General features: G+C 67.4%; 6 protein-coding genes and 1 pseudogene. 2 read left to right on the top strand and 5 right to left on the bottom strand.

The window, feature by feature from the left end; genetic code table 11:
- Positions 1-356 (top strand): annotated as a pseudogene (locus ELR45_RS40840) (MFS transporter); the annotation flags it as partial.
- A 70-nt stretch (positions 357-426) separates the two neighbouring features.
- On the opposite strand, the gene ELR45_RS12995 reads toward ELR45_RS40840, so the two are convergent.
- The 5 genes from ELR45_RS12995 to ELR45_RS12975 form a co-directional block, all read right to left on the bottom strand.
- Positions 427-1,182: a histidine phosphatase family protein gene (locus ELR45_RS12995; protein ID WP_165367732.1), complete on the bottom strand. Its 756-nt coding sequence runs from the start codon at positions 1,180-1,182 to the stop codon at positions 427-429.
- 182 nt (positions 1,183-1,364) lie between these two features.
- Positions 1,365-3,467 carry a beta-galactosidase gene (locus ELR45_RS12990; protein WP_129666510.1) on the bottom strand — a complete coding sequence of 701 codons (2,103 nt, stop codon included), beginning with the start codon at positions 3,465-3,467 and terminating at the stop codon, positions 1,365-1,367.
- A gap of 55 nt (positions 3,468-3,522) precedes the next feature.
- Positions 3,523-4,860, bottom strand: a complete 1,338-nt coding sequence (locus tag ELR45_RS12985) for an ABC transporter substrate-binding protein (RefSeq protein ID WP_420813877.1) — start codon at positions 4,858-4,860, stop codon at positions 3,523-3,525.
- 44 nt (positions 4,861-4,904) lie between these two features.
- A complete protein-coding gene (locus ELR45_RS12980; RefSeq protein WP_129666507.1) occupies positions 4,905-5,849 on the bottom strand; it encodes a carbohydrate ABC transporter permease in 945 nt (314 codons plus the stop codon).
- A 4-nt stretch (positions 5,850-5,853) separates the two neighbouring features.
- The gene (locus tag ELR45_RS12975; protein WP_129666614.1) at positions 5,854-6,783 is read right to left on the bottom strand and encodes a carbohydrate ABC transporter permease; all 930 of its coding nucleotides are present in this window, start codon (positions 6,781-6,783) and stop codon (positions 5,854-5,856) included.
- 363 nt (positions 6,784-7,146) lie between these two features.
- On the opposite strand from ELR45_RS12975, the gene ELR45_RS12970 reads away from it, so the two are divergent.
- Positions 7,147-8,133, top strand: coding sequence for a LacI family DNA-binding transcriptional regulator (locus tag ELR45_RS12970; protein ID WP_129666612.1), 987 nt, complete (start codon positions 7,147-7,149; stop codon positions 8,131-8,133).
- The last annotated feature ends 147 nt before the right edge of the window (positions 8,134-8,280 follow it).

Genomic DNA, 8,280 nt, shown 5'->3' with positions numbered 1-8,280 from the left:
TGGGCGCCGAGCACAAGATCGCCGCGCCGTTCATGATCGCGCTGATCGGTGCGTTCGGCTTCGCCACTGTTCCGCCCCTGCAGAAGCGCGTGCTCGACCGTGCCGCCGACGCACCCACGCTGGCGTCGGCGATGAACATCGGTGCGTTCAACCTAGGCAACGCTCTGGCCGCGTGGCTCGGCGGGCTGGTCCTGGCAGGAGACCTTGGCTGGACGTCACCAGCCCTCGTCGGCGCGGCGATGGCGGCCTCAGCCTTGCTGCTGGCGCTCCTCTCCGCCGCACTCGACCGCAGAGAGCAAGCCCGACGGGGCGGCGCCGACTTTCTGGAGCCGGCCACGGTGGCCGCCGACAGGTGAACCATCGAACGGGCGGTATAGCGTCAGCCGACGCTATACCGCCCGTCGTCGGCACGAGCGTGGCTTTGACTCATCGCCGTTCACCGAGGGCGTCGTAGCTGGTCTCGGCCGACGGTGTGCGGCCGTACCCGATGCCGTTGTAGCCGGCCAGCCGGAAGACGCCGACCGAACCGTCGCTGCTGACCTCGGCGCTGAGCACCGTCACTGAGCAGTTGTGCGGAGAGTCGAGCAGGCGATGGCCGTTCGGCGGCAACCCGAGCGCCTCGGCGACGGCGACGCGGATCGGTCCGCCGTGGGTGAAGACGATCGCCGTCATCGTCTCCCGGACGGGGACGTATTTCCCGGCGGAGCTCGCGATGTCCCGCAGCGTCTCGCCGACCCGCGTACGCATGTCCGCGAAGGTCTCGCCGCCTCCGCGCGCGATGTCCTCGCCCCGGCGAACGGCGGCGATCTGGTCCGGGAAGCGTTCAGCGGCCTCGGTGGTCAGCAGCCCGGTCCAATCGCCGGTGTCGATCTCCCGGAGCCGCTTGTCGAGCTCGGCGGAGCCGCCGGTCCGGGACAGATACGGTTCGGAGGTCTGTACGACCCGTTCCTGGTCGCTGCTGAACACCACGTGCGGGTCGGGATAGGTGGCGATCAGGTGATTCGCGACCTCGGCGGCCTGTGCCTCACCCCGTGCGGAGAGGCCGGTACCGCCTTGCCCCTGTATCCGGCCTTCCGCGTTCCAGAACGACTCTCCATGTCTGACCAGGATCAACCGCGCTACTCGATACTCGTCACGCGCTGTCTCGTCGACCGCCCACGGCCCGCTCGTCTGTTCGCTCACCTGGTGTTCGCACCCGCCATTCGTCAGTCCGGTACCCGCCTGTCCGGCACGCGTGTGTCCAGCTTGCGCACTAGCCTCGCATGGTCAGGTGACACGCCGGCAACGCGGATCCGTCCTCGACACGACGAGTGCTGGGTCGTAGGCCGGGACGAGTCCTGCCGGGCCCGTCACGTTGAGCGTGCTCAGACGCCGGCGTGCGCCAGTCGGCCGGTGAGCGGACGTCGCAGCACGGCGACCCCGCGGGGAACCAGCGTCACGGTGTGGTCAGTGGCAACGCTGCCGGCGTCGGTGTCCCGGCCGGTAAGCACGTCGCCGGTGAGCATGTCGCCCGTGAGACCGGGGACCTCGACCGGCTCGGAGGTCCGGTTGACCAGGAACCAGAACTCGTCGGTGCCGTCCGTGCGGACGACGAGCTCCACGCGCCGGCCCGTTCCGAGCGGAAGGTCGCCGCTCACGCCCGCCGAGGCGAGCAACTCGGCGAGGAGCGGCTCGACACCGTCGGCGCCCAAGCGGGTGGAGACGTAGGTGGCCGAGCCGTCGCCCGTGGACCGCCGCGTGACGGCCGCCCGACCAGAATGCTCACCTGAGGCGTACGAGGCGAGCACCTTGACCTGCGGGTCGGTCACCTCGAGCCGTTCGCTCCACAGCGAACCGGTGGCGCCGCTGTCCAATGTCACCGACTCCCCGGGCAGTAGCGGGGCGAACTCCTCGACGCGGACCCCCAGCAGATCGCGCAGGGCGCCCGGATACCCGCCCAGCCAGACATGGTCGTTCTCGTCGACGATCCCGGAGAAGTAGGTGGTGACCAGGTGTCCGCCGTCCTCTACGTAGCGGGCCAGCTGTGTGGCCAGCGCCGACGGCATCACATGCAGGACCGGCGCGACGACGACGTCGTACTGGGCGAGGTCACCGCCCGCCGGCACGACGTCCGCGCGCACCCCGAGTGCCAGCAGCGCTGAGTACCAGTCCAGCGCCTCCTGGTGGTAATCCAGGTGGGTGCTGGGGTGGGAGTCTTGCTCGCTGGCCCACCACGAGTCCCAGTCGAAGAGGATGGCCACCGGCGCCGTCTTGCGGACCGAACCGACGACGGGGGCGAGAGCCTCGAGGGTCCGCCCCAGCTCGGTCACCGACCGGAACACGTCGGTGTCCTCTCCGGCGTGCGGGACCATCGCCGAGTGGTACTTCTCCGCGCCGGCCGCCGACTGACGCCACTGGAAGAAGCAGACCGCGTCGGCGCCGTGCGCGACGTGGGTCAGCGAGTCGCGGATCATCTCGCCCGGCTTCTTCGGCAGGTTCACCGGCTGCCAGTTCACCGCGCTGGTCGAATGCTCCATGAGGAACCACGGCCGGCCGCCGGCGATGTTGCTCGTCAGGTTCGCCGAGAAGGACAGCTCGTCGGAGCTCTGCTCGCGCGGGATGACGTAGTGGTCGTTGGAGACGAAGTCGATCTCACGCGCCCAGCTCGGGTACTCCATAGCCTTCGTCTGGGCCATCACCATGAAGTTCGTCGTGACTGGGATGTTCGGGGTGAGACGACGCAGGACGTCCCGCTCGGCACGCAGATAGTCCTTCAGCGCGTCGGAGGAGAAGCGCTTGAAATCCAGCTGCTGCGTGGGGTTGGAGTGCGACGTGGCCACCCGGGGCGGCAGAATCTCGTCCCACTCGGAGTACCGCTGGGACCAGAACGCGGTACCCCACGCGTGGTTGAGCGCGTCGAGGTTGCCGTACCGTCCCCGTAACCAGTCCCGGAAGGCGCGGGCGGCGTCGTCGGAGTAGTCGTAGGCGTTGTGACACCCCAGCTCGTTGTTGACGTGCCAAGCGGCGATCGCCGGGTGTTGCGCGTAGCGCTCGGCGATCGCCGTCACCAGCCGTAGAGCGTGCTCACGGAAGACGGGGGAGGTGGGCCGCCAATGCTGGCGGGCGCCCGGCCACAGCGTCTCGCCGCCGTGGGCGACCGGCAGTACCTCCGGATACCGCCTGGTCAGCCACGGCGGTGGCGACGCCGTCGCCGTAGCCAGGTCCACCGCGATGCCGTTCGCATGTAGCAGGTCGATGACGTCGTCGAGCCATTCGAAGTCCCAGCTCTGCTCGGTCGGCTGGATCCGCGCCCAGGAGAAGATGGCCAATGAGACGATGTTGACCCCGGCCGCACGCATGAGGCGCACGTCCTCGTCCCACACCTCGCGTGGCCACTGGTCCGGGTTGTAGTCCGCGCCGTAGGCGATGCGACGGTGCGACGATCCCTCCGGCCAGCGGAGCCAGCGGGGCGAGGTCGTCTCTGTCATCGATGTGTTCCTCCGTGTTCGCGTTGCTGTGGTGCGGTGCCGGCGACTCGTCGCGCTACTGGTTCATTGTGAAGCCTTGGTCCTCGCCGTACGTGATCGAGGCGTCCTGCCAGGCGAGGAGCCCTTCATTCAGGGTAGTTCCGGAGATGTATGCCTGCCCCACCGTGTCGTTGAAGATCGAGTTCGCGTAGACCTGGAACGGAAGATACGTCCAGCCCTCGACGACGTTCGCGGCGGACTCGGCGAATATCTCGTTGGCCTGCTGCCCACCGAAGTACTCGAACTCCCTGCTCAGGAACTCCTCCGACTCGAGATGGGCGGACGTGGCCGGGAAGGCGCCCTGGTCGAGGCGGGTCTGAACCCCGTCGCCGGCGTTGGCGTACTCGATGAACGCGTAGGCCAATGCCTTGTTCTCGCTCGCCTCGGGGACGGCCAGCGAGCTGCCGCCGTTCTCAGCGCTCGCGGTGCCGCCTTCCTCCCACTGAGGCAGCGGAGCGACGCGCCAGTCGCCAGAGGCCGCGGAGACTCCGGACTCGAGGTTCGCTGGCATCCAGGCTCCGGTGTTGAGGGTGGCGATGGTGCCGTCGGCCAGGCCCTGGTACCACTCGTCGGTCCAGCCGGGTATGTCGGAGACGAGGTCCTCGTCGATCAGCTGTTGCCAGGTCTCGGCGAACCGGGTGGTCTCTTCTCCGGTGAAGTCGATGGTGACGTCGGTGCCGTCGACCTGGTAGGGGTGTGCCCCGGCCTGCCACAGGATACTGGTGGTGAAGCCCGCGTCACCCGCGTCGCTGCCGATGTAGACGTTGGGGTCGGCTTCCTGCAGGGCACGGGCCGCGTCGATGTACTCGTCCCAGGTGGCCGGGACCTCCACGTCGTAGGTGTCGAAGACCTCCTGGTTGTAGAACATCGCCATCGGACCCGAGTCCATCGGCAGCCCATAGATCGCGTCACCCTGGTGGACCGAGCCCCATGGGCCGGGGGTGAACGTCCCTTCGAGCTCTTCGGCGCCGAACTCGGTGAGATCCGTGACGTACTCCTGCAGCGCGTACTCGGGCAACGCGAAATACTCGATCTGCGCGGCGTCCGGCACGCCGGAACCCGCCGAGATCGCGTTGTTCAGCGCCGTGTAGTGCTCGTCGCCGGTTCCGGCGTTGACCAGGTCGACCTCGACCTCGGGATACTCGGCTTCGAAGTCGTCGACGACCTGGTCGAGGGTGGGCTCCCAGGCCCAGACCGTGAGGCTGCCGCCCTCGTCGAGCGTGGCCTCGAGGTCGACGTCGCTGTCGCCGCTGCCGGAGTCGTCGTCGGAGCCACATGAGGCGAGGAACAGCGTGAGCGCACCGGCGAGGGCGATGGTGGCCACCGTGCGGTGGCGATACGTGGACATGGGCATTCGTGCTCCTTCTACATCGTTGTCGAGGGATAGGCGAGCGGATGTCATTGCTTGACGCTGCCGGCGGCCAGCCCCGAGCGCCAGTACCGCTGGAGCAAGAGGAAGGCCGTGATCAGCGGGACGATGGTCAGCAGTGAGCCGGTGATCACGAGGTTGAAGATCGCCTCCCCGCCGGCGGTGGCGGCCTGCGAGTTCCACGCGTTCAAGCCGAGCGTGAGTGGATACCAGTCGGGATCCTTCAGCATGATCAGGGGCAGGAAGTAGTTGTTCCAGGTGGCCACCATGGTGAACAGCAGAACCGTGACGATGCCTGGCGCAAGCAGCGGCAGGCTGACCCGGAAGAATGTGCTGAACTCCCCGGACCCGTCCACCCGGGCCGCTTCCAGCAGGTCGGTCGGGATCGCCTCGGCGGAGAACACCCACATGAGGTAGAGGCCGAACGGCGAGATCAGCGAGGGGATGATCACCGCCCACGGGGTGTTGGTGAGCCCGATCTCGCTGAACATGAGGAACGTCGGCACTGCCAGCGCCGTTCCGGGCACTGCGACCGCGCCGATGACGATGGCGAACACGGCCCGCTTGCCGGGGAAATCGAAGGTGGCCAGTGCGTAGCCGCCGAGCACCGCCAGGAAGGTGGCGCCGCCGGCCCCGAGGATCACGTAGAGGAGCGTGTTGACCAGCCAGCGGGTGAAGATCCCGTCGTCGTAGGTGAGCGTGTCGACGATGTTGTCCCAGATCGCGACGTCGCTGTCGAACCACAGCCCGAACGAGCCGACGAGCCCTTCTTGGGTTTTGGTGGCGTTGATGAACAGCCAGAGCAATGGCACCAGGCTGTAGATGAGCACCAGGCCGGTCAGCCCGGTCAGCAGCGGACTCCGTCGCGGGCGATCGACGGTGTGCAGCCGTTGCGGGCGACGCCGGGCGGAGGAGAGTGTGACCTGCCGGCGTCCGGACGTCGCTGGTGTGCGATTCGGTGCTGGAGCGCTCATCGTGTCACCTCGCCTTCCGCATACCGCGCAGCTGGACGACGTAGGCGATCACCATCGTGATGACACCCATGAGGATCGCCACCGTGGCCGCGTAGTTGTGTTGCTGGCCGGAGAAGGACAGCGAGAACGCGTACAGGTTGGGGGTGAAGTAGCTGGTGATCGCGTTCGGCGCGAGATTCTGCAGGATGCTCGGTTCGTTGAAGAGCTGGAAGCTGCCGATGATGGAGAAGATCGTCGCGATGACCAGGGCGCCCCGGATGGCCGGGATCTTGATGGCCGTGATGACGCGCAGCTGGCTCGCGCCGTCGATCTCGGCCGCCTCATACAGGTCGTGTGGGATCACCCTCAGTGCGGCGTAGAAGATCAGCATGTTGTAGCCGACGAACTCCCAGGTCACGATGTTGCCGATCGAAGCGAGGATCAGCTCGGGGGACAGCGGGTTGGGCAACGAGACTCCGAAGGCGTCGTTGATGTTGCCCACCAACCCGAACCTGGTGCCGTACATGAACCCCCACATGAGCGTCGCGACGACGGCCGGGACGGCGTAGGGCAGGAAAATGGTGATCCGGAAGAAGCTCTTGCCGTACAGCCGCCCGCTGTCGATCGCGAGCGCGACCAGCAGCGCGATGAAAAGCATGATGGGGACCTGGACGGCGAGGAAGAGCGACACCCGGCCGAGCGCGGACCAGAATTGTGAGTCGCTGAACGCGCGTTCGTAGTTCTCCAACCCGACGAAGGCGGTTCCGCCGACCATCTGGTCGCGGAACAAGCTGAGGTAGATGGAGTAGGCGATCGGCGCCAGGAAGACAAGGGCGAAGACGGCCATGAACGGCCCCATGAAGCCCCAGCCGATCCAGGACCGCTTCGCTGGCGGCCGGTCGGTCACCACGGCGGGTGCGGCCGGTTGACCGCTGGTTTCGGACAACGTCGTCATCGAGCTGCTCTGCTCCTTGTCTTTCCGCTCCTCGTCGTGCAAGCCGTCCATGGCTGGTGGTGTCCCGCGTCCGACCTGATGGTTACGTAAACATCAGAGTTGAAGTTCGCTGGTGTTAACGTAACCATGGATTCTGGTGATGCTGTCACCGGCCGAATTGTGCGTCAACCCTGTGGCCCTCACAGGATCGCGATCGTTACACGTCGATGCCGGAACGGGTCGTACGACGAGGAGATGGGACTGATGGTCCGAGACACACGGCGCGACGGTGTCGGGGCCGGCGAGGACGTCGAAGGTCGTCGCAACCGCGGCCCGTCGGCGAGCGCGGCGGATTCCGCCGTCTCGCGGCCACACCGGGTCTCCATGGCCGATGTCGCCCAGGCGGCCGGTGTCTCGCCGCAGACGGTGTCCCGGGTCTCCAACGGCTACCCGGGCGTTGTCGAGTCGACTCGGGACCGGGTGCTCGTGGCGATGCGAGACTTGGGCTACCGGCCCAACAGCGCGGCCCGAGCGCTGAAGAGCGGCCGGTTCCGTATGATCGGCGTCATCCTGTTCACCCTCTCGACCACGGGGAGCATGCGCACCCTCGAGGCGATCGCGATGTCAGCGGCGCGAGAGGGCTACGCGATCACCCTCATCCCGGTCGCGGTCCCGACCCAGGACGGCGTGCGTGGGGCGTTCACGCGGCTGGGCGAGTTGGCCGTGGACGCCGTCATCGCCATCATGGAGGTCCACCTGCTCGACGCCGAGACGGTGTCGTTGCCTCCGGGAGCTCCGGTGGTGGTGGTCGACTCCAACGCCGGAGACCGGTACAGCGTGGTTGACACCGATCAAGCTGCGGGCGCGCGGCAGGCGGTCCAACATCTGCTCGACCTTGGGCACCGCACCGTATGGCATGTGGCCGGGCCGGAGGAGTCGTTCGCTGCCAAGGGCAGAGCGGACGGGTGGCGTTCGACGCTGGAGGCCGAGGGGCGCGAGGTGACGCCGTTGCTCCACGGTGACTGGACGGCGGAGTCGGGCTATCAGATGGGCCTGCGGCTGGCGCAGGAACCAGGCTGCACGGCCGTATTCGTTGCCAACGACCAAATGGCCTTAGGCGTGCAGCGTGCGCTGCACGGCTCCGGGAAGTCGGTCCCGCGCGACGTCAGCGTGGTCGGCTTCGACGACATTCCTGAAGCCGGCTCGTTCCTGCCGCCGCTCACCACTGTGCACCAGGACTTCGCCGAGGTGGGACGGCGCTGCCTCGAGGGCGTGCTCCGCCAGATGCGTACCGACGCCCCAGAACGAGGGACCACGCTCGTTCCCACCCGGCTCGTGGTCCGCGACAGCACCGCGCCCCCGACGGCCTGACGTCGCGTCAGTGGTGGTGGCCGTGCCGGCCGAGCGTCTCCCACGGGGTCGCGCCAGGGCGGGTCCATTGAGGCACCGGGCGGCTGGTCTGGCCCCAGGTGGCCTCACGGTTGGGGATTCTTGGGATGTGTTCACTGGCGCGTTGTT

The sequence above is a fragment of the Phytoactinopolyspora endophytica genome (genome assembly GCF_004138495.1).
In the GTDB taxonomy this organism is placed as follows: domain Bacteria; phylum Actinomycetota; class Actinomycetes; order Jiangellales; family Jiangellaceae; genus Phytoactinopolyspora; species Phytoactinopolyspora endophytica.
Note: the sequence above shows the minus strand (reverse complement) of the source record. Positions and strands in the feature narration are given on the sequence as shown.